At 71.3% G+C, this 19,936-nt stretch carries 20 protein-coding genes; 14 read left to right on the top strand and 6 right to left on the bottom strand.

What is annotated here, in order from left to right:
* Window positions 1-15: 15 nt before the first annotated feature.
* The 3 genes from RNL97_RS12640 to RNL97_RS12630 form a co-directional block, all read right to left on the bottom strand.
* Window positions 16-822: a helix-turn-helix domain-containing protein gene (locus tag RNL97_RS12640; protein ID WP_030589224.1), complete on the bottom strand. Its 807-nt coding sequence runs from the start codon at window positions 820-822 to the stop codon at window positions 16-18.
* Complete coding sequence (locus RNL97_RS12635) at window positions 819-1,226, bottom strand: hypothetical protein (protein WP_030589226.1); 408 nt, start codon at window positions 1,224-1,226, stop codon at window positions 819-821. Before RNL97_RS12635 ends, RNL97_RS12640 begins: the two co-directional genes overlap by 4 nt.
* A 158-nt stretch (window positions 1,227-1,384) precedes the next feature.
* Window positions 1,385-2,770 carry an APC family permease gene (locus tag RNL97_RS12630; protein ID WP_030589229.1) on the bottom strand — a complete coding sequence of 462 codons (1,386 nt, stop codon included), beginning with the start codon at window positions 2,768-2,770 and terminating at the stop codon, window positions 1,385-1,387.
* A 137-nt stretch (window positions 2,771-2,907) separates the two neighbouring features.
* On the opposite strand from RNL97_RS12630, the gene hutU reads away from it, so the two are divergent.
* From hutU to hutI, 4 genes are read left to right on the top strand one after another with little or no spacing between them, the layout of a single operon-like run.
* On the top strand, window positions 2,908-4,566 hold the full coding sequence (hutU, locus tag RNL97_RS12625) for a urocanate hydratase (RefSeq protein ID WP_243314176.1): 1,659 nt from the start codon (window positions 2,908-2,910) through the stop codon (window positions 4,564-4,566).
* Window positions 4,566-5,876 (top strand): allantoate amidohydrolase, encoded by a 1,311-nt coding sequence (locus RNL97_RS12620; RefSeq protein ID WP_313750704.1) that lies wholly within the window; start codon window positions 4,566-4,568, stop codon window positions 5,874-5,876. The genes hutU and RNL97_RS12620 overlap by 1 nt, the downstream gene beginning before the upstream one ends.
* A complete protein-coding gene (locus RNL97_RS12615) occupies window positions 5,867-7,234 on the top strand; it encodes a formimidoylglutamate deiminase (protein ID WP_030589237.1) in 1,368 nt (455 codons plus the stop codon). Before RNL97_RS12620 ends, RNL97_RS12615 begins: the two co-directional genes overlap by 10 nt.
* A 38-nt stretch (window positions 7,235-7,272) precedes the next feature.
* Window positions 7,273-8,445: an imidazolonepropionase gene (gene hutI / locus RNL97_RS12610; protein WP_030589241.1), complete on the top strand. Its 1,173-nt coding sequence runs from the start codon at window positions 7,273-7,275 to the stop codon at window positions 8,443-8,445.
* Between the two features lie 174 nt (window positions 8,446-8,619).
* On the opposite strand, the gene RNL97_RS12605 is transcribed toward hutI, so the two are convergent.
* Window positions 8,620-9,594, bottom strand: a complete 975-nt coding sequence (locus RNL97_RS12605; protein ID WP_030589244.1) for an RNA polymerase sigma factor SigF — start codon at window positions 9,592-9,594, stop codon at window positions 8,620-8,622.
* Window positions 9,595-9,878: 284 nt separating this feature from the next.
* Here RNL97_RS12605 and RNL97_RS12600 point away from each other — a divergent pair, with 284 nt between their 5' ends.
* From RNL97_RS12600 to RNL97_RS12585, 4 genes are all read left to right on the top strand, one after another.
* Entirely contained in the window at window positions 9,879-10,247 is a 369-nt protein-coding gene (locus tag RNL97_RS12600) for an STAS domain-containing protein (RefSeq protein ID WP_030589247.1), read from the top strand.
* A gap of 202 nt (window positions 10,248-10,449) precedes the next feature.
* Window positions 10,450-10,941 (top strand): ATP-binding protein, encoded by a 492-nt coding sequence (locus tag RNL97_RS12595; RefSeq protein ID WP_030589250.1) that lies wholly within the window; start codon window positions 10,450-10,452, stop codon window positions 10,939-10,941.
* Between the two features lie 114 nt (window positions 10,942-11,055).
* Window positions 11,056-11,235: a hypothetical protein gene (locus RNL97_RS12590; RefSeq protein WP_030589253.1), complete on the top strand. Its 180-nt coding sequence runs from the start codon at window positions 11,056-11,058 to the stop codon at window positions 11,233-11,235.
* A 181-nt stretch (window positions 11,236-11,416) separates the two neighbouring features.
* Window positions 11,417-11,782: a hypothetical protein gene (locus RNL97_RS12585; protein WP_030710299.1), complete on the top strand. Its 366-nt coding sequence runs from the start codon at window positions 11,417-11,419 to the stop codon at window positions 11,780-11,782.
* A 95-nt stretch (window positions 11,783-11,877) separates the two neighbouring features.
* Here RNL97_RS12585 and RNL97_RS12580 read toward each other — a convergent pair whose 3' ends face one another.
* Window positions 11,878-13,377, bottom strand: coding sequence for a peptide MFS transporter (locus tag RNL97_RS12580; protein WP_030589259.1), 1,500 nt, complete (start codon window positions 13,375-13,377; stop codon window positions 11,878-11,880).
* Between the two features lie 489 nt (window positions 13,378-13,866).
* On the opposite strand from RNL97_RS12580, the gene RNL97_RS12575 reads away from it, so the two are divergent.
* Window positions 13,867-14,544: a response regulator transcription factor gene (locus RNL97_RS12575; RefSeq protein WP_007450117.1), complete on the top strand. Its 678-nt coding sequence runs from the start codon at window positions 13,867-13,869 to the stop codon at window positions 14,542-14,544.
* Between the two features lie 58 nt (window positions 14,545-14,602).
* The gene (locus RNL97_RS12570) at window positions 14,603-15,868 is read left to right on the top strand and encodes an ATP-binding protein (protein ID WP_030589262.1); all 1,266 of its coding nucleotides are present in this window, start codon (window positions 14,603-14,605) and stop codon (window positions 15,866-15,868) included.
* A gap of 20 nt (window positions 15,869-15,888) precedes the next feature.
* On the opposite strand, the gene RNL97_RS12565 is transcribed toward RNL97_RS12570, so the two are convergent.
* Entirely contained in the window at window positions 15,889-16,422 is a 534-nt protein-coding gene (locus tag RNL97_RS12565; protein ID WP_030589265.1) for a GtrA family protein, read from the bottom strand.
* Window positions 16,423-16,446: 24 nt separating this feature from the next.
* Here RNL97_RS12565 and RNL97_RS12560 point away from each other — a divergent pair, with 24 nt between their 5' ends.
* From RNL97_RS12560 to RNL97_RS12545, 4 genes are all read left to right on the top strand, one after another.
* A complete protein-coding gene (locus RNL97_RS12560) occupies window positions 16,447-17,724 on the top strand; it encodes a 5-(carboxyamino)imidazole ribonucleotide synthase (RefSeq protein ID WP_374115122.1) in 1,278 nt (425 codons plus the stop codon).
* Window positions 17,721-18,257, top strand: coding sequence for a 5-(carboxyamino)imidazole ribonucleotide mutase (purE, locus tag RNL97_RS12555; RefSeq protein ID WP_030589271.1), 537 nt, complete (start codon window positions 17,721-17,723; stop codon window positions 18,255-18,257). The genes RNL97_RS12560 and purE overlap by 4 nt, the downstream gene beginning before the upstream one ends.
* Window positions 18,258-18,266: 9 nt before the next feature.
* Window positions 18,267-19,463, top strand: a complete 1,197-nt coding sequence (locus RNL97_RS12550) for a dipeptidase (RefSeq protein ID WP_243314172.1) — start codon at window positions 18,267-18,269, stop codon at window positions 19,461-19,463.
* 113 nt (window positions 19,464-19,576) lie between these two features.
* On the top strand, window positions 19,577-19,903 hold the full coding sequence (locus RNL97_RS12545) for a pentapeptide repeat-containing protein (protein ID WP_030589279.1): 327 nt from the start codon (window positions 19,577-19,579) through the stop codon (window positions 19,901-19,903).
* The last annotated feature ends 33 nt before the right edge of the window (window positions 19,904-19,936 follow it).

Here is a 19,936-nt window from a genome sequence, read left to right as displayed (position 1 = left end):
GTCTGAGCGCGCGTATCACAGGGCCTCCAATGCGTCTCGGAGTCGGCGCAGCAGGGCGATATCGGGGTCGGCCGTCACCTCGGGGAGCGTGATCCGACCGGGGGCCGCGGCGGCCGGCAGAGGCTGGGCGCGGACCGCCTCCACCAGGCCGGCCGCCGCGAGACGCCGCAGGTCGACCAGGACGTGGAACGCCGAACGGCCCAGCGCCTGCGCGATGTCCGAGGCCGTACGGACCCCGTCGACCAGCTCCAGGAGCCGGCGCTGCCGGGCCGGGACCTGGGCGTCGGCCCGGTGCGCCGTGCGCAGGAGCGGGGCGCTGTCGCAGGCGGGGTCGGGCCAGATGCGGTCCAGGAACTCCCGTCTGCGCAGCGTCTCGCGCTCCACGGCGGCGACCGGGACGGGCCGCACCGGACCGATCCAGTGCGCCACTCCGTAACGGAAGCGGGCGGGCGTCCCGGTCGGGGCGAGCGCGAAGAACGCGGCGTCGTACAGCGCGCCCAGATGGCACAACTCCAGTGCGCCGCCCGGAACATGGCCGCTGTCCACGAGATAGCGGCCGACCCGGTTGCCTGCCCCGGCCTGCGCCACGGCGTCCCACCAGCCCTCGTGTCGCAGGGTCCCGCCGGTGGTGAGCAGGACGTCGATGCCGGGGGTGGCGGGGCTCTCGGCATGCACCACCTGGCCGTCGGCGAGGTAGAGCGTGCCTCGGTCGCGCATCAGGGCGCCGGTGGCGCGCTCGGCGGCCAGACGCTGGAGCATCGGGGAGAGGACCGGGAGCCGGTCCGTCTCCGGTGCGTCGGGGTCGGCGGCTATCGCGCTCATGCCAGCACCAGTTGCTCGGCCAGTTCGCCGAGCCGTCTCCGGGCGAGCGCGAGATTGCCCGCCGAGCGGTCCAGCCACAGATGCAGGAAGACACTGCTGTCGAATGCCGTCTCCACGAATCGGAGCATGTGGTATCCGTCGTGGGTGGTGACGATGACGTCCTCCACGGGGGTGCTCGGTGCCTCCGTGGGCCGTTCGCCTTCCGCGCCGAGGCGCGCGAAGGCGGGCTGTTCGGCGGTCATCCGGGCGACCTCCGCCGTCTCGGCGGCGGTCGCCTCGTGGTCGCCGTTGGGGGAGTCCCCGATGGTGCCGAGGGCGAGACCGCTCGTCCAGTCGACCACCGAGGCGCCCCGGGCGCCGGGCAGCCTCATGACTTCGAGCAGGCACTCGTCGATTCCGGGCACGCGGATTTCCCCTCCCGACGTGGCGTACGGCTGTAACGCAGAGGCTACGCAACGTGCTTACGACTGGTGGAGGTTCTGGCATTTTCCTTTGGTACATGCCCTCCGGGGTGTAAAGGAGCGGCTGAAATGTGGTGGCCGACCGGTGCGGTGACGCCTGGTCAGGAGTGGTCGGCGCCGGACCTGTCGCGGGCGGTCATGACCACCTTGTTGAGCCCCCAGAGCCCGATCCCGATGAGCAGCAGGACTCCGGCTCGTACGTACACGTCGGAGCCCCGGTCGGCGAGCGGGCTCGCCAGGATCAGCGAGGTGAGCGCGCCGAGCACCGGCAGCGCCGTCGGCGTTCGGAAGTGGTGGTGGTCCACCGGGTCCCCGCGCAGCACCAGTACGGCGATGTTGACCACGGCGAAGACGCAGAGCAGCAGGAACGAGGTGGTGTCGCCGAGGCCCTCGATCTCGCCGGTGGAGACCAGGCCGATCGCCAGGGCGGAGACGAAGACGATCCCGACCCAGGGGGTGCGCCGGCCGGACAGCACCTTGCCCATCGTGGGCGGCAGGATGCGCTCGTTGGCCATGCCGTAGCAGAGCCGGGAGGCCATCATGATGTTGATCAGCGCCGAGTTGGTGACGGCGAACAGGGCGATCAGCGCGAAGAGTTTCGGCGGGAAATCGACGCCTCCGGCCTTCACCACCTCCAGCAGCGGGCCGCTCGATCCCGACAGGGTCCGGGAGTCGACCAGGAGCGAGGAGATCAGGGCGACCAGGACGTAGATGGTGCCGGTGACGCCCACGCCGATGAAGATGGCGCGGGGGAAGTTGCGGGCCGGGTTCTTGGTCTCCTCGGCCATGTTGACCGAGTCCTCGAAGCCCACGAAGGCGAAGAAGCCGAGCGCGGTGGCGCCGAGGACGCCGGTGACCAGGGCGTATCCGGTGCCGCCGGTCTCGATCTGGGTCAGCCGGGAGGGTTCGCCCTCGCCGCTGAACACGGCGTACGCGCCGATCGCGAGGATCACCGCGAGCCCGCTGACCTCGACCAGGGTCAGGACGACGTTCGCCTTGACGGACTCGGCGACGCCGCGCAGGTTGATCGCGGCCAGGGCGAGGATGAACAGGACCGCGATCAGCGTCGGCGGCACCGCTTCGGTGAACTCGCCCAGATAGTCGCCGCTGAACGCCCGCGCCGCCGCGCTCGCCGAGGAGAGGCCCGAGCACATGACCATGAACGCCACGACGAAGGTCAGGAAGGGGACCTTGAACGCCTTCTGGGTGTAGAGCGCGGCCCCGGCGGCCTTCGGGTACTTGCCGACCAGCTCCACGTACGAGGCCGCCGTCAGCAGGGCTACGGCGAAGCCGATCGCGAACGGCAGCCAGAGCGCGCCGCCGATCTTGCCCGCCACGTCTCCGGTGGTGGCGTAGATGCCGGTGCCGAGGATGTCGCCGATGACGAAGAGGATCAGCAGCTTGGGGCCCAGCGCGCGCTTGAGCGGCGGCGATCCGCCGTCCTTCGCGTGCGGCTGGGCGCCTGCGGGCGGGGCGGGAGTGCTCATCGGTGTCTCCGGGGCGGCCGCTGGGACGGGACAGGGAACACGCCTTCCCGGTCGCGACGCCAACCGCACCTGTTGACTACGACTATTCAGAGAAGCAGGATGTGAATAGATTTCCACCGTCGCGAGGAGGCACCGCCATGTCAGGACCCCGCCCCGTACGGGCACCGCGCGGCAGCGCACTGACCGCCCTGGGATGGCAGCAGGAAGCCGCCCTGCGCATGCTGCAGAACAACCTCGACCCCGAGGTCGCCGAGCACCCCGACAAGCTCGTCGTCTACGGCGGCACCGGCAAGGCGGCCCGCGACTGGCGCTCGTTCGACGCGATGGTCCGCACGCTGCGGACGCTCAAGCAGGACGAGACGATGCTCGTCCAGTCCGGGCGGCCGGTCGGCGTCATGCAGACCCACGAGTGGGCCCCGCGCGTGCTCATCGCCAACTCCAACCTGGTCGGTGACTGGGCCACCTGGGAGGAGTTCCGCCGCCTGGAGCAGCTGGGCCTGACCATGTACGGCCAGATGACCGCCGGGTCCTGGATCTACATCGGCACCCAGGGCATCCTCCAGGGCACCTACGAGACCTTCGCCGCCGTCGCCGCGAAGAAGTTCGGCGGGACGCTGGCCGGGACGATCACCCTGACCGCCGGTCTCGGCGGCATGGGCGGCGCCCAGCCCCTCGCCGTCACCATGAACGACGGCGTCGCGATCTGCATCGACTGCGACCCGCGCGCCATCGAACGCCGCATCGAGCACCGCTACCTGGATGTGAAGGCCGACAGCCTGGAGCACGCCCTCCAGCTCGCCGTCGAGGCCCGCGACGCCCGCCGCCCGCTCTCCATCGGCCTCCTCGGCAACGCGGCCGAGCTGCTGCCCCGGATGCTCGCCGAGGGCGCGCCGGTCGACATCGTCACCGACCAGACCAGCGCCCACGACCCGCTGGCCTATCTGCCGCTCGGCGTCGACTTCGACGACATGGCCGGCCTCGCCGCCGAGAAGCCCGCCGACTTCACGCAGCGCGCCCGCGAGTCGATGGCCCGCCACGTCGAGGCCATGGTCGGCTTCATGGACGCCGGCGCCGAGGTCTTCGACTACGGCAACTCCATCCGCGGCGAGGCCCGGCTCGCCGGCTACGACCGCGCCTTCGACTTCCCCGGCTTCGTCCCCGCCTACATCCGCCCCCTCTTCTGCGAGGGCAAGGGCCCCTTCCGGTGGGCGGCCCTCTCCGGCGAGGCATCCGACATCCACAAGACGGACAAGGCGATCCTGGACCTCTTCCCGGAGAACGAGTCGCTGCACCGCTGGATCAAGATGGCCGGCGAGCGCGTCCACTTCCAGGGTCTGCCCGCCCGTATCTGCTGGCTCGGCTACGGCGAGCGCGACAAGGCCGGCGAGCGCTTCAACGACATGGTCGCGAGCGGCGAACTGGCCGCTCCGCTGGCCATCGGCCGCGACCACCTCGACTGCGGCTCGGTCGCCTCCCCGTACCGCGAGACCGAGGCCATGCTCGACGGTTCCGACGCCATCGCCGACTGGCCGCTGCTCAACGCCATGGTCAACGTCGCCTCCGGCGCCTCCTGGGTCTCCCTCCACCACGGCGGCGGCGTCGGCATGGGCCGCTCCATCCACGCGGGGCAGGTCTCCGTCGCGGACGGCACGAAGCTGGCGGGCGAGAAGATCCGCCGCGTCCTGACGAACGACCCCGGCATGGGCGTCATCCGTCACGTCGACGCCGGCTACGACATCGCGGAGTCCGTCGCCGCGGACAAGGGCGTACGCGTACCCATGACGGAGGACAACTGATGCCCACGGGCACCTCGGGGCAGGGCCCGGCCGGTGCGGCCGGGCCCACCGCTCCCGGTCCGGGACGGCAGCCGTGGCGTGCCGGTGACTCCTTCCTCTCGATGTGGCGGGAGCTGGCTCCCGTCGGGCGCCACCCCGACAGCGGCGGCTACCGGCGCTACGCCTGGTCGGCGGCCGACCTCGACTGCCGGGCCTGGTTCCGTGCGCAGGCCGAGGCGCGCGGGCTCGCGTACGAGACCGACCGCAACGGCAACCAGTGGGCCTGGCTCGGCGACCCCCTGGCCGGGGACGCCGTCGTCACCGGCTCCCATCTGGACTCCGTCCCGGACGGCGGGGCCTTCGACGGCCCGCTCGGCGTGGTGTCCTCCTTCGCCGCGTTCGACGAACTCCACCGCAGGGGAGTGGAGTTCACCCGGCCGCTGGCCGTCACCAACTTCGGCGACGAGGAGGGCGCCCGCTTCGGACTGGCCTGCGTCGGGTCCCGGCTCGCCGCCGGACAGCTCACCGTCGCCGACGCCCACCGCCTCCGGGACGCGGACGGGACCGCCTTGCCCGCCGCCATGGAGGCGGCCGGCTACGACCCCGGGACCATCGGCCCCGACCCGGAACGGCTCGCCCGGATCGGCTCCTTCGTCGAGCTCCACGTCGAGCAGGGCCGTGCCCTCGACCTGACCGGCGACCCCGTCGGCATCGCCTCCGCCATCTGGCCGCACGGCCGCTGGCGGTTCGACTTCCGGGGCGAGGCCAACCACGCGGGCACCACCCGGCTCGTCGACCGCCGCGACCCGATGCTCACGTACGCCGAGACCGTGCTCGCCGCCCGCCGCGAGGCCGAACTGACGGGCGCGCTCGCCACGTTCGGCAAGATCGCGGTCGAGCCCAACGGAGTCAACGCCATCCCCTCCCTCGTCCGTGGCTGGCTCGACTCCCGCGCCGCCGACCAGGCCACCCTGGACGCCGTCGTCACCGGCGTCGAGCGGGCCGCCCGGGAGTACGCCGAGCGGGCCGGGATCGACCTCGACGTCGTGCGCGAATCGTTCACGCCCGTGGTCGAGTTCGGGCACGCCCTGCGCGACGAGCTGGCCAAGATCCTCGAAGGCGCCGGCGACACGGAGCGGCCGGTGCCCGTCCTCGGCACCGGCGCGGGCCACGATGCGGGTATTTTGTCCGCCTCGGTGCCCACCGCCATGCTCTTCGTACGGAACCCCACCGGCATCTCGCACTCACCCGCCGAGCACGCCGCCGAGAACGACTGCACGGCCGGGGTCGAGGCACTCGCCGACGTACTGGAAGGTCTCGCGTGCAGCTGACACAACGGACGGCGGGCGCGCCCGTCACCGCGACCTACTGGATGGACCACGCCTGGCTCGGCACACACGTCGAGCCGGGCGTCGCCCTGGACGTCGCAGACGGCCGCATCGCCGGGATCAGGACCGGGGTCCAGACACCGCCGCCCGGCGCGACCGCGCTGCGCGGCCTGACCCTCCCCGGCCTCGCCAACACCCACTCCCACGCCTTCCACCGGGCCCTGCGCGCCACCGTCCAGGTCGGCTCGGGCACCTTCTGGACCTGGCGCGAGCTGATGTACCGCACGGCGGCCAAGCTCACCCCGGACACCTACTTCGACCTGGCCCGCGCCACGTACGCCGAAATGGCCCTGGCCGGCATCACCTCCGTCGGCGAATTCCACTATCTGCACCACGCCCCCGGCGGCACCCCCTACGCCAACCCGAACGCCATGGGCGAGGCGCTCATCGCGGCCGCCGCCGAGGCCGGGATCCGGATCACCCTGCTGGACACCGCCTATCTCGCCGCCGGATTCGGCGAGCGGCCCAACCGGCACCAGCTGCGCTTCTCCGACACCACGGCCGAGGCCTGGGCCGAGCGCGCCTCCCTCCTCAAGGGCGACGACCACACGCTGATCGGCGCGGCGATCCACTCCGTCCGGGCGGTCCCGGCGGACCAGCTGGCCACCGTGGCGCAGTGGGCCGAGGGGCGGGAGGCCCCGCTCCACGTCCACCTCTCCGAGCAGACGGCGGAGAACGACGCCTGCCGGGCCGCCCACGGACGCACCCCCACCCGGCTGCTGGCCGACCACGGGGTCCTCGGCCCGCGCACCACCGGCATCCACAACACGCACCTCACCGAGGCCGACATCCAGCTGCTGGGCTCCTCGGCGACGGGCACCTGCATGTGCCCCACCACCGAACGCGACCTGGCCGACGGCATCGGCCCCGCCACCGCCCTCCAGAAGGCGGGCTCGCCGCTCTCGCTGGGCAGCGACAGCCATGCCGTGATCGACCTCTTCGAAGAGGCACGGGCGATGGAGCTGAACGAGCGGCTGCGCACCCACATCCGGGGCCACTGGACGGCCGCCGCACTGCTGAGAGCCGCCTCCGCCGACGGGCACGCCGCACTGGGGCGCCCCGACGCGGGCGTGCTGGAGCCGGGCGCCCCCGCCGATCTGGCCACCGTCGCCCTGGACTCCGTCAGGACGGCAGGACCGGTGCCCCGACTGGCAGCGGAGACCGCCGTATTCGCCGCCTCCGCCGCTGATGTGCGGCACACGGTCGTGGCGGGGCGGCACATCGTCCGGGACGGCCGTCACACCCGGATCGAGGACGTGCCCCGGGCGCTCGCCGAGGCCGTGGCCGCCCTGCACCCCTGACCCCGGACCCTCCGGAACGCAAGGAGAACACTCTCCAGATGACGACCACCGCCGTCACCCACATCGCCAGCCTGGTCACCAACGACCCCTCCCTCGGCAACGGGACCCCCCTGGGCCTGATCCAGGACGCGGCCGTCGTCATCGAGGGCGACCGCATCGTCTGGACCGGTGAATCCAGCGAAGCACCCGCCACTGACAACGTCCTCGACGCGGCGGGCCGCGCCGTGGTCCCGGGCTTCGTCGACTCCCACTCCCACCTGGTCTTCGCGGGCGACCGCACCCAGGAGTTCAACGCCCGCATGTCCGGCCGGCCCTACCGCGCGGGCGGCATCCGCACCACCGTCGCCGCCACCCGGGCCGCCACCGACGAGGAGCTGTCCGCCAACGTCGCCCGCTACCTCGCCGAGGCCCTGCGCCAGGGCACCACCACCTTCGAGACCAAGTCCGGCTACGGCCTCACCGTCGAGGACGAGGCCCGCGCCCTGCGCATCGCGGGCCGTCACACCGACGAGGTCACCTACCTCGGCGCCCACATCGTGTCCCCCGACTACGCCGACGACCCCGCCGGGTACGTCGACCTGGTCACGGGCCCGATGCTGGAGGCCTGCGCCCCGCACGCCCGCTGGATCGACGTGTTCTGCGAGCAGGGAGCCTTCGACGGCGACCAGGCCCGCGCCATCCTCACGGCGGGCCGCGCCAAGGGGCTGCACCCGCGCATCCACGCCAACCAGCTCAGTCACGGCCCCGGTGTCCAGCTCGCCGTCGAGCTCGACGCCGCGTCGGCCGACCACTGCACCCACCTCACCGACGCGGACGTCGACGCGCTCGGCCAGGGCGGCACGGTGGCCACGCTGCTCCCGGGCGCGGAGTTCTCCACCCGCGCCACCTGGCCCGACGCCCGACGCCTCCTCGACGCCGGCGCCACCGTCGCGCTCTCCACGGACTGCAACCCCGGCTCGTCGTTCACCTCGTCCATGCCGTTCTGCATCGCGCTGGCCGTACGCGACATGGGGATGACCCCGGACGAGGCGATCTGGTCGGCCACCGCGGGCGGGGCCGCGGCCCTGCGCCGTACCGACATCGGCCGGATCACCCCCGGCGCCCGCGCCGACCTGGTCCTCCTCGACGCCCCGAGCCACGTCCACCTCGCCTACCGCCCGGGCGTCCCGCTGGTCAGCGCGGTGTGGCGGAGCGGGCAGCGGGTGGTGTAGCCACCGGAGAGCCGCCCGGGCGGAGCGTCGTACGGGGCCCGTGCCCCGCTGCCCGCGGAGCGCCCCGCCAGCCACGCGGAAGGACCCGCTCCCGGTGATCCGGGGCGGGTCCTTCCGCCGTGCTCCACGGCCCCCGGGAGCCCCGTGGCGGGGCGGCGGGCCGGGCGGGGCGGGTCACTCCTCCAGGGTCAGACCCTTGCGGAGCTTGGTCAGCGTGCGGGAGAGCAGCCGGGAGACGTGCATCTGCGAGATGTTCAGCTCCTCGCCGATCTCCGACTGCGTCATGTTGCTGACGAAGCGGAGCGAGAGGATCATCCGGTCCCGGGCGGGCAGCGCGGCGATCATCGGCTTCAGCGACTCGACGTACTCGATGCCTTCGAGCCCGTGGTCCTCGTAGCCGATGCGGTCCGCGAGGGCGCCCTCGCCGTCGTCCTCCTCGGGCTTGGCGTCCAGCGAGCTCGCGGTGTACGCGTTGCTCGCGGACATGCCCTCGACGACCTCGTCCGGGGTGATGCCCAGACGCTCGGACAGCTCCGCCACCGTGGGCGCGCGGTCCAGCTGCTGGGCGAGCTCGTCGCCCGCCTTCGCCAGGTCGAGCCGCAGCTCCTGGAGCCGGCGCGGTACGCGCACGGACCAGCTGGTGTCACGGAAGAAGCGCTTGATCTCGCCGACGATCGTCGGCATCGCGAAGGTCGGGAACTCCACACCGCGGCTCAGCTCGAACCGGTCGATCGCCTTGATCAGGCCGATGGTGCCGACCTGGACGATGTCCTCCATCGGCTCGCTGCGGGAGCGGAACCGGGAGGCGGCGAACTTGACGAGCGCGAGGTTCAGCTCGACGAGGGTGTTGCGGACGTAGCTGTACTCGTGGGTGCCCTCTTCGAGGGACTCCAGCCGCTCGAAGAGCGTCTTCGACAGGGCCCTGGCGTCCAGAGCGCCCACTTCGGCGTAGGGCGGGATCTCGGGAAGCCCTTCGAGGCCCGCGCCGGGAGCGCCGAAGAAGTCTGAGGTGGTGCTGGTGGTGCTACCGGTGGTGCCGGCGCGCGGGCCGGGGACGGCGCTCGCGGCGGGGGAGTCGGAATTGGTCGGTCCCTGAGGACATGCCGACGACGCGTTCTGGGTACGCGCTACGTCGAGCCGGGGTGACATGGTTCTCCTCCATCGTTCTCGGCATATGGCTGCCGATGCCCATACGTGTTCCTGCGGTGAAGCGGCGCCTCCAAAGCCGGTCGCATTTCTGGTGTCCCTCTACCCATACCCGGTCTTGACCAGCAGTGACAAGCGCCAATTGCCGCTATATGTCCGGTTTGTTGAGGTCTCCGACTACCGTGTTGCGTGCGGAACGCGTACTGTTTTACGCACGTCGGCGGCAGCTATGCATACAGCCGCACAGGCAGTGACGCGCACAGTGACGAACGGCGAAGAGGACAGGCATGGACCGCGGGACGGTCGGCAGTGCGAACCGGGGTCGGCTTCAGGTCGAGGCCCGGACCGAGGGGCGCAGCGAGGTAGTGACCCCGGTGGGTGAGCTCGATCACCACACCGCGGATCTGCTGCGCGAGCCTCTGGAGAGTGCGGTCGAGCAGGGGCGGTCACGCCTGGTGGTCGACTGCTCCCGCCTGGATTTCTGTGATTCCACCGGGCTGAACGTGCTGCTCGGCGCCCGCCTCAAGGCGGAGGCGGCCGGAGGCGGCGTCCACCTGGCCGGAATGCTGCCCGTCGTGGCGAGGGTGTTCGAGATCACCGGCGCGGAGGCGGTCTTCACCGTCCACGCCACGCTCGAAGAGGCCCTGGCCACCTGACCCGGCACGGCTGTGCGGCCGCGGACATCCCTGATGTCGGCAGTGTCGTGCGATCGTGTGCCTCAAGTGGGTGTTGTTGCGACATGGCAGGGCAGGAGAGACCCCGGCGGCGCCCCGCAAGGGCTCCGGCAGACTCGGTAATTGATCACTATCCGTTCAACGGCGACATGGCGACATGGTAAATCGGTGAGGTGAAGCGCTGATGAGCACCACCCGGCAGCATCCGCCGGGCGACCTCGGTCGCGAGCCGGACGAAGCGGGCGCAGCCTCGCCCGCCCCGGCCGAGCGGCAGTGGCGCACGCTCTCGCTCGCGCAGGCCAGCGGCATCGTTCCGACGGCCCGGGACTTCGCCCGGCAGGCGCTGCACGACTGGGGCTGGCTCCCGGCGTCCACCGCGGACCGCAGAGCCGCCGCCGAGGACGTCCTGCTGGTCGTCTCCGAACTGGTGACCAACGCCTGCCTGCACGCGGAGGGCCCCGAGGAGCTCCGGATCGGCCGCACCCCCAAGGGGCTGCGGGTGGAGGTCGTCGACCGGGGCGCCGGGCAGCCCGCACCCCGAACACCGCACCGCGCGGGCCGGCCCGGGGGTCACGGCATGTTCATCGTGCAGCGCCTCTGCCTCGACTGGGGCGTGCTGCGCACGCCGGACGCCACGGGCAAGACCGTCTGGGCGGAGCTCGCCGCTCCCGCCTAGCTCCCCGCCCCTCTCACCCGCATCGCATCACCGCACCGAAAAGAGCGCGCCCGATCGGCGCGCTCTTTGTGTTCCCTCCATCAGGCCCCGGGCGTACCTTGAGCGCCCGACCTGATGTGCCGTCAGCAAGGTGCGTCCGGCGGCGGCGCGGACTCGCGCGGCGGCCTGGCCGCCACCGGCGCCGAGGACGGCGGCGCGCTGAGAGCGCTCGGCCTGGTCGCCGGTACGGCGGTCCTGCTGGGCGGGGCGGTGTTCACGTTCACCCCGTGGCGGAAGCTGCGCGGCATACGCTGACCACCCTCGGCCCAGGCGCAGAACTAGTTCGGATCACCCGCCCCGCCTTGCTAGAACAAGATCGAAAAGGCTAGGTTCCTCAGGGGTCTCTTCGCAGGAGCGAAGGGAAGGATCTGCGTGCGGCGCTCACCGGCAGGCTTGACCACCTGCCCGCGCAGCACCGCTGGAGAAAAGGAACATCATGAAGGTGACCTGGGGGAAGAAGGCTGCGACGGGCGTGCTCGCCGGCCTGCTGATGACGTCCGGACTGTCGCTCGCCACCGCGGCACCCGCCGCGGCGGCCGGTGCGAAGTACACCTGCAAGGCCACGCCCAGCCTCTCGCTGGGTCGTCCGGTCTCGACGTCGTCCTGCAAGAAGTCGTCCAAGGGGAAGGCGGTCAAGAAGCACCGCGCCGTGCTCGTTTGCGACGTCGTGCGCGGCCGGGGCGCCGAGCACACCATCCCGTGGACGGTGTTCGGCGACTGGAAGAAGCCGGGCGAGAAGTCCTCGGTGAAGTGCGGGTTCAGCAGCTTCCTGCGCAGCGTCAAGGTCGAGACCAAGAAGTAGTCGAGACCCGGAAACATCGGCCGACGGCAAATGGCAGCGGGTCCGCACGAGAGCTTCTCGTGCGGACCCGCTGCCGTTCGTTCCCCTGCGGGGAGTTACTTCACGCCGCCCATCAGGGCGCGGATCTTGCGGCCCGCCACCATGAAGGCGACACCCGCGGCCACCGCCACGACCGCCTGCAGCGTGTAGTACGCGGCGTCGCCCAGCGGAGCGTTGAGCTTCGTGGTCCAGCCGTTCAGGGCGTTGCCGGTCGACGTGGCCAGGAACCACAGACCCATGATCTGGCCGACGAACATCTTCGGCGCCAGCTTTGTGGAGAGGGACAGACCGACCGGGGAGAGGCACATCTCACCCATGGTCTGCGCCAGGTAGACCGCGAGCAGCCAGAACACGGTGACCTTGCCCGTGTCGCTGTTGGCCGCGGCGGCGCCCGCCAGGCCCATGATGCCGAAGGAGCCGCCGATGAGGAGCATCGCCAGGGCGAACTTCATCGGGGTGCTGGGCTCACGGTTGCGCGTGGCCAGCTTGACCCAGAGCGTGGCGAAGAGCGGGGCCAGGATGATGACCAGCGCCGGGTTGACCGACTGCAGCCACGAGGCCGGAAACTCCCAGCCGCCGATGAATCGGTCCGTCTTGTTGTCCGCGAAGATCGTCAGCAGCGAACCGGACTGGTCATAGATCATCCAGAAGAGCACGGCGGTGATGAAGAACCACACGTACGCCTTGATCTTCGGGCGGTCCTCCGCCGTCAGCGCCGGGTCACGGAAGATGGTGATGAAGTAGACGATCGGCACGACGACGCCCAGCACGGCCAGGACGTTGACGATGTGCTCGATGTCGTACGTGCCCAGCGCCAGGTCGATCAGCAGCGCGGCAACTGCGATGCCGGACCACAGGGCCACCTTGCGCAGCGTACGCCGCCGCTCCTCGGGGGAGATGGGCTTCGCGGGCAGCTTGCCGATGTCGCCGAGGTGCTTGGAGCCGAGGACGTACTGGATGACGGCGAGGGTCATACCGACACCGGCGACACCGAAGCCGAGGTGCCAGTTGACGTGCTCGCCGAGGTAGCCGACCAGCAGCGGGGCGGCGAAGCCACCGATGTTGATCGCCATGTAGAAGAGGGTGAAGCCGGCGTCGCGGCGTGCGCTCGTCCGGCCCTCGTAGAGACCGCCCACCATCGCCGAGATGTTCGGCTTCAGCAGGCCCGTACCGACGGCGATCAGCGCCAGGCCGAAGAAGAACGTGATGTCACTCGGCAGCGCGAGCGCGAAGTGGCCCAGGGCGATGATGATCCCACCGACCAGGACGGCCTTGCGGGCTCCCCAGAGACGGTCGGCGACCCAGCCGCCGGGCATCGCGGCCATGTAGACGACGGCATTGTAGACACCGTAGATGGAGGCGGCGAGCGCCTCCCGGCCCTCCAGGGGGCCGTCGAGCACGGCGGCCACCAAGTACAGGGTGAGGATGGCGCGCATCCCGTAGAAGGAGAAGCGCTCCCACATCTCCGTCATGAACAGGGTGGCCATACCGCGGGGGTGGCCGAAGAAGGTCTTCTCGCCGGAACTCGGCGAGTCCTTCGTCAGGCTGGACGCCATGGTCGATCCTTGCTGGTCGGGACGCGCCGCCTCGTGAGCGGTACGCGCCCGGTGGGGGGCAGCCGGCACCGGCGCGGCGTGCCCCGTCCCCACGCCTGAGGGGACGTGCTCCGTGCGGCCGGGCTCCTGGCTGGGGGCTCGGCGGCGGAGCGGGGAAGAACCGCGTCGGGATCCACACCCGGGGCGCGTCCTCGCACTCCGGGCCCGGCTCACAGGTCATTCACTCAGAGCGGGCCGGCGGGAACCGGCCCCGCACACAAAAGGGACCTTTGGCGCTCATGGCTGCCCAAAGGTCCTTGAGTAGTGCAACAGGCGTCGGGACACCATACGACACGACACGGCGGGATATGGAAGGACTTGAGAGATGGATCACAGGCCCTGGTGGAACCAGGCTCCCATATTCAAAGGTCCACATCTATTTGTGGCGCTGACCCGCAGGTGAGGTCGTGGGCCTCACTTCGGGGCCCCGGGCCGGACTACCATCAGTCCATGACCCGTGTACTGCTCGCCGAGGACGACGCATCCATCTCGGAGCCACTGGCCCGCGCACTGCGTCGGGAGGGTTACGAGGTCGAGGTCCGCCAGGACGGTCCGACCGCGCTCGACGCCGGACTCCAGGGCGGTATCGACCTGGTCGTCCTCGACCTGGGGCTGCCCGGGATGGACGGTCTCGAAGTCGCCCGCAGGCTCCGGGCCGGCGGCCACACCATCCCGATCCTGGTGCTGACGGCCCGCGCGGACGAGGTCGACACGGTCGTCGGCCTGGACGCGGGCGCCGACGACTACGTCACCAAGCCGTTCCGGCTCGCCGAACTGCTCGCCCGGGTCCGCGCCCTGCTGCGCCGCGGCGCCTCCGAGCCCGTGCCGCAGCCCGCCACCCACGGCGTCAGGATCGACGTCGAGTCGCACCGCGCCTGGATGGGCGAGGAGGAACTCCAGCTCACCGCCAAGGAGTTCGACCTGCTGCGGGTCCTCGTCCGGGACGCCGGCCGGGTCGTCACCCGCGACCAGCTGATGCGCGAGGTCTGGGACACCACCTGGTGGTCCTCCACCAAGACCCTCGACATGCACATCTCCTGGCTGCGCAAGAAGCTCGGCGACGACGCCGCCAATCCGCGCTACATCGCCACCGTCCGGGGCGTCGGCTTCCGGTTCGAGAAGAGCTGACGTACGAAGCTCCCATGCGTCCTGAGAACCGTCCCGACGGCCCCATGAGGCGGCGGGCATGCGCCGCCGGCTGATCAACTCCACGCTCGCCGTGGTGCTCGTCGTCATCGCCGTCTTCGGCGTCTCGCTGGTGATCGTGGAGACCCGCACCATCAGCGCCAGCGCCCAGGAGAGCGTCGAGTCCGAGGCGCTCCGGCTGATCAGCGTCGTCGAGAGCCGGCTGCTGGGCGACGAACGGATCAACCCGGGGGTGCTGGGCGAGCAGATCGATCCCCAGCGGTACGCGCTGATCGAGATCCCCGGCCGTGCCCCCATCTCCGTCGGCGAACGTCCCACCGGCAGTGTCCTGCGCGCCACCGAGACCGGAGAGGGGGGCGAGAGGGTCACCGTCGAGGAGTCCCGCTCGTCCGTCACCCGCGAGGTCGGGCGCACCCTCCTGATCATCGGCGCGGTGGCGCTGCTGGCGATCATCTCGGCCGTGCTGCTCGCCGTACGCCAGGCCAACCGGCTGGCCTCCCCGCTCACCGACCTGGCCGAGACCGCCGAACGCCTCGGCTCCGGGGACCCCCGCCCGCGCCACAAGCGGTACGGGGTGCCCGAGCTGGACCGGGTCGCCGACGTCCTGGACTCCTCGGCCGAGCGGATCGCCCGGATGCTGACCGCCGAGCGACGGCTGGCCGCGGACGCCTCGCACCAGCTGCGGACTCCGCTGACCGCGCTCTCCATGCGGATCGAGGAGATCTCGGTCACCGACGACCCCGAGACGGTCAAGGAGGAGGCGAACATCGCCCTCACCCAGGTCGAGCGCCTCACCGACGTCGTCGAACGGCTCCTGACGAACTCCCGCGACCCGCGCACCGGCTCCGCCGTCGTCTTCGACCTCGACGAGGTCATCAAACAGCAGATCGAGGAGTGGCGCCCCGCCTACCGCTCCACGGGCCGGGCCCTCGTCTGCTCCGGCAAGCACGGGCTGCGGGCCGTGGGCACCCCGGGCGCGGTCGCCCAGGTCCTGGCGGCGCTGATCGAGAACTCCCTCATGCACGGCGGCGGCACCGTCGCCCTGCGCACCCGGGTCGCCGGCAACCAGGTGGTCGTCGAGGTCACCGACGAGGGCCCCGGCGTCCCCGCCGAACTGGGGGCGCGGATCTTCGAGCGGGCCATCAGCGGCCGCAACTCCACCGGCATCGGACTGGCCGTCGCCCGCGACCTCGCGGAGGCGGACGGCGGGCGGCTGGAGCTGCTCCAGCAGCACCCGGCGGTCTTCGCGCTCTTCCTCAGCCGCGTCCCGGTCGACCGCAGGACTCCTGAGCGCCCGGTGCGCTGAACAACGACCAACGCGGCGGGTCAGTTCCGTACGGGGTCGGGCTCTACGGTCTCCGTCGGCCGCCGCTGTTCCAGAAACCGCTCCGCAGGGCGTGCGGCCTCCTCGGCGGGAGGGGGCTCGGCGGGGAGGGCCTTGAAGACCCACGTCCGGTAGGACCAGAAGCGGAAGAGGGTCGCGAGCCCGATGCCCAGGATCTTGGAGACGTTGCTCTGGACCGGGCCGTTCCAGTCGAAACCGTAGGTCGCCAGGTACAGAACACCGTTCTCGATCACCGCGCCCGCCGCGCTGAACAGCAGGAAGAGCGTCAGCTCGCGGGTCCGGCCGGTCTTGTCGCGGTCCCGGTAGGTCCAGTAGCGGAAGCCCACGTAGTTGCAGAGGATGGCGACGAAGGTGGCCAGCACGCTCGCCCGGACGACCTGGAGGTCGGTGGTGTGCCGGAGCAGGTTGAAGACGGCGATGTTGACCAGCAGGCCCACCGCACCGACCGCGCCGAACTTGGCGACCTCCCGGGCCAGCAGATCAAGCCGGGCCCGCAGTGCGCCCCGTTCGCTCATGGTGATCGCAAGTCCGTCCGTTCGATGGCGTCGACGGTTCCGTCAACCCGGCCATGCTATCCAGCCCACCCGTGTGACGCCCGTGAGTCCGCGGTGGCGGCGGCCGTACGGCCATCCGTACGGCCGTCCGGGAACCACCGGCGTGGCGGATACCCTGGAGGCGTGACGTTCCCGGTAGTCGGCATGGTCGGCGGCGGTCAGCTCGCCCGCATGACCCACGAGGCGGGTATCCCCCTCGGCCTGAAATTCAAGCTGCTCAGTGACACCCCCCAGGACTCGGCGGCCCAGGTGGTGAGCGAGGTCGTCATCGGCGACTATCGCGACCTGGACACCCTGCGCGCCTTCGCGCAGGGCTGCGACGTGATCACCTTCGATCACGAGCATGTGCCGACCGAGCATCTGCGCGCCCTGGAGGCGGACGGCATCCCCGTGCGCCCCGGCCCCGACGCCCTGGTGCACGCCCAGGACAAGGGGGTGATGCGCGCCAGGCTCGCGGAGATCGGCGCCCCCTGCCCCCGTAACCGCATCGTGAGCGACCCGGCGGACGCCGCCGCGTTCGCCGAGGAGGCCGGGGGCTTCCCCGTCATCCTCAAGACCGTGCGCGGCGGGTACGACGGCAAGGGGGTGTGGGTGGTCCGCTCCGAGGCGGACGCCGCCGACGCGTTCCGCGCCGGGGTCCCGGTCCTCGCGGAGGAGAAGGTCGACTTCGTACGGGAGCTGGCGGCCAACATCGTCCGCTCGCCGCACGGCCAGGCCGTCGCCTACCCGGTCGTCGAGTCCATCCAGGTCGACGGCGTCTGCGACACGGTGATCGCCCCCGCCCCGGGCCTCTCCGAGGAGCTGGCGGGCGAGGCCCAGCAGCTCGCGCTGCGCATCGCCGCCGAGCTGGGCGTCGTCGGCCACCTCGCGGTGGAGCTGTTCGAGACCCGCGACGGCCGCATTCTGGTCAACGAGCTGGCGATGCGCCCGCACAACTCCGGCCACTGGACCCAGGACGGCGCGATCACCTCGCAGTTCGCCAACCACGTCCGGGCGGTCCTCGACCTCCCGCTCGGCGACCCCCGCCCCCGCGCGCCCTGGACGGTCATGTGCAACGTCCTGGGCGGTGACTTCCCGGACATGTACCAGGCGTACCTGCACTGCATGGCCCGCGACCCGCAGCTCAAGATCCACATGTACGGCAAGGACGTGAAGCCCGGCCGCAAGGTCGGACACGTCAACACCTACGGCGACGATCTGGCGGACGTGCGGGAGCGCGCCCGGCACGCGGCCGACTACCTGCGAGGAACGATCACCGAATGACTTCCCCCGGCACCGCCCCTCTGGTCGGCATCGTGATGGGCTCGGACTCCGACTGGCCCGTCATGGAGGCGGCGGCCAAGGCGCTCGACGAGTTCGAGATCCCCTACGAGGTCGACGTCGTCTCCGCCCACCGGATGCCGCGCGAGATGATCGCGTACGGCGAGGAGGCCGCGGGCCGTGGCGTGAAGGCGGTCATCGCGGGCGCGGGCGGAGCCGCCCACCTGCCCGGGATGCTGGCCTCGGTCACCCCGCTGCCGGTCATCGGCGTTCCGGTGCCGCTGAAGTACCTGGACGGCATGGACAGCCTGCTCTCCATCGTCCAGATGCCCGCGGGTGTCCCCGTCGCCACCGTCTCCGTCGGCGGAGCGCGCAACGCGGGTCTGCTCGCCGCCCGGATCCTCGCCACGCAGGACCCCGCGCTCCAGGAGCGGATGCGGGAGTTCCAGCAGGAGCTGAACGACCAGGCCACGGAGAAGGGCAAGCGACTGCGCTCCAAGGTCCAGGGTTCGGACTTCTTCGGCTTCGGAAAGTAAGGGGGCCTCATGGACCACCTCGCCCGCGCCCGCGAGCTGCTGGCCGTCCACCCCGTCGTCGACGGCCACAACGACCTCCCCTGGGCCCTGCGCGAACAGGTCGGCTACGACCTCGACGCCCGGGACATCGCCGCCGACCAGCGCGGCCTGCTCCACACCGACCTGCGCCGGCTGCGGGCCGGCGGGGTCGGCGGCCAGTTCTGGTCGGTGTACGTCCGCACCGACCTCACCGGCGACGCGGCCGTGAGCGCCACCCTGGAGCAGATCGACGTCGTCGGCGAGCTGATCGCCCGCTACCCGACGCATCTGCGGCGGGCGCTCACCGCCGACGACCTGGAGAAGGCCCGCGCCGAGGGCCGGATCGCCTCCCTGATGGGCGCCGAGGGCGGCCACTCCATCAACAACTCGCTGGGCACCCTGCGCGCCCTGTACGACCTGGGCGTCCGTTACCTGACGCTCACCCACAACGACAACATCGACTGGGCCGACAGCGCGACGGACCTGCCGCGCCTCGGCGGCCTCTCCGCCTTCGGCCACGAGGTCGTCCGCGAGATGAACCGCATCGGCATGCTGGTCGACCTCAGCCACGTCGCCGACGGCGTCATGCGCGACGCGCTCGCCACCAGCACCGCGCCGGTGATCTTCTCGCACTCCTCGGCCCGCGCCGTCTGCGACCACCCGCGCAACATCCCCGACGATGTGCTGGCGGCCCTCCCGGCCAACGGGGGCGTCGCGATGGCGACCTTCGTCCCGAAGTTCGTGCTGCCCGAGGCCGTCGCCTGGACCCTGGCCGCCGACCGCAACATGCGCGAGCACGGCCTGCACCACCTCGACACCACCCCGGTCGCGATGCGGATCCACGAGGACTTCGAGGCGGCCCACCCGCGCCCCGAGGCCACCGTCGCCACCATCGCGGACCACCTCGACCACATGCGCGCGGTGGCGGGCGTCGACCACATCGGCATCGGCGGCGACTACGACGGCACGGCGTTCACCCCGCGCGGCCTGGAGGACGTCTCCGGCTACCCGAACCTCATCGCCGAGCTGCTGCGACGTAACTGGTCCGAGGGCGACCTCGCCAAGCTGACCTGGCAGAACGCCGTACGGGTGCTGCGCGACGCGGAGGCCGTGGCCCGCGACGAGCAGAGCGGGCGCGGCCCGTCGCACGCCACGATCGCCGAGCTGGACGGGCAGCGGACGCGCTGACCCGTGCAAGCTCTCTGACGACACGGAAGATTCGGGCAATCATCCCCATATCCGACGCAACCTCGTGTTAGGGATAGCGGGCAGGAATTCCCCCCAACAGGAGGTACGCAACGATGCGCACGAATCTTCTCCGCATCACGACCGCGCTCGGTGCCGCGGCCGTACTGTCCATCGGCGGCGCGGGTGTGGCCGCCGCCGACGGTGTGGGCAACGCGGGCATCGGGAACAAGGGCGTCGGCAACGCGGGCATCGAGAACATGGGCCTGGGCAACGCGGGCGGCTTCAACGGTGGCATCGGCAACGCCGGCCTCGGCAACTGGGGCTGGGGCAACGCCGGAATCGGCAACACGGGCATCGGCAGCCACGGCCACGGCAACTCGGGCCTCGGCAGCTCCGGCATCGGCAACACCGGCGTGGGCAGCTCCGGCATCGGCAACTGAATCGCCGCACGCGCCCGGCCGATACCGGCCAGG

The sequence above is a fragment of the Streptomyces parvus genome (assembly GCF_032121415.1).
Lineage (GTDB): Bacteria > Actinomycetota > Actinomycetes > Streptomycetales > Streptomycetaceae > Streptomyces > Streptomyces globisporus_A.
The sequence above is the reverse complement of the archived record's forward strand: the minus strand, read 5'-3'. Positions and strand labels throughout refer to the sequence as shown.